At 32.5% G+C, this 510-nt stretch carries 1 protein-coding gene; it reads left to right on the plus strand.

Annotated elements, in window-relative coordinates; genetic code table 11:
* Window positions 1-67 precede the first annotated feature (67 nt).
* Window positions 68-433 (plus strand): hypothetical protein, encoded by a 366-nt coding sequence (locus DNJ75_RS15265; RefSeq protein ID WP_117004219.1) that lies wholly within the window; start codon window positions 68-70, stop codon window positions 431-433.
* Window positions 434-510: the final 77 nt, after the last annotated feature.

The raw sequence follows: 510 nt of genomic DNA on the forward strand, positions 1-510 counted from the left end.
AAACCATGCTATGTAACATATTGATAACATAATCAAATAACACAAAAGGCAAAATCTAGGGGGAAATATGAAATTAGTAGGCATGAGAATAGAAGATGATCTTGCATCAAGACTAGATAAGCTAGCAAGTAATAAGAATAAGTTTTACTCAAAAAACGAAGCGTACCAGAAGATACTAGAAATTGGCATTAAGCATTTTGAGGGTGAGCGACAAGAAAACATTACAGAGCTGTTAAAGGCAATTGCCTCGACCTCTATTGAAAATAGACAGATACTAAGGCAAGTTTATCGAGGTCAATTTGATGTTAAACTATCTGATTTTAACACGCCAGATGACGAGATAAAAGCAGTTAGAATGAGTGCTAAAAATGTAGTTAATGAGATACTTTACAACAAAGATAGTGAACAAAATAACGGTGAAAATAATGCCTAAGATGATACCAAAAGAAATACGAATTGATGAAAAAAAGCTAATGAATATTCGTGAATTGATGGTTGAATATGAGGAAA

Origin of the sequence: Cysteiniphilum litorale (assembly GCF_003428165.1) — a bacterium.
Lineage (GTDB): Bacteria > Pseudomonadota > Gammaproteobacteria > Francisellales > Francisellaceae > Caedibacter > Caedibacter litoralis.

Bases quoted from the DNA above. Each gene is read 5' to 3' on its own strand.
- DNJ75_RS15265 (WP_117004219.1), top strand. From the start codon at position 68: ATGAAATTAGTAGGCATGAGAATAGAAGATGATCTTGCATCAAGACTA.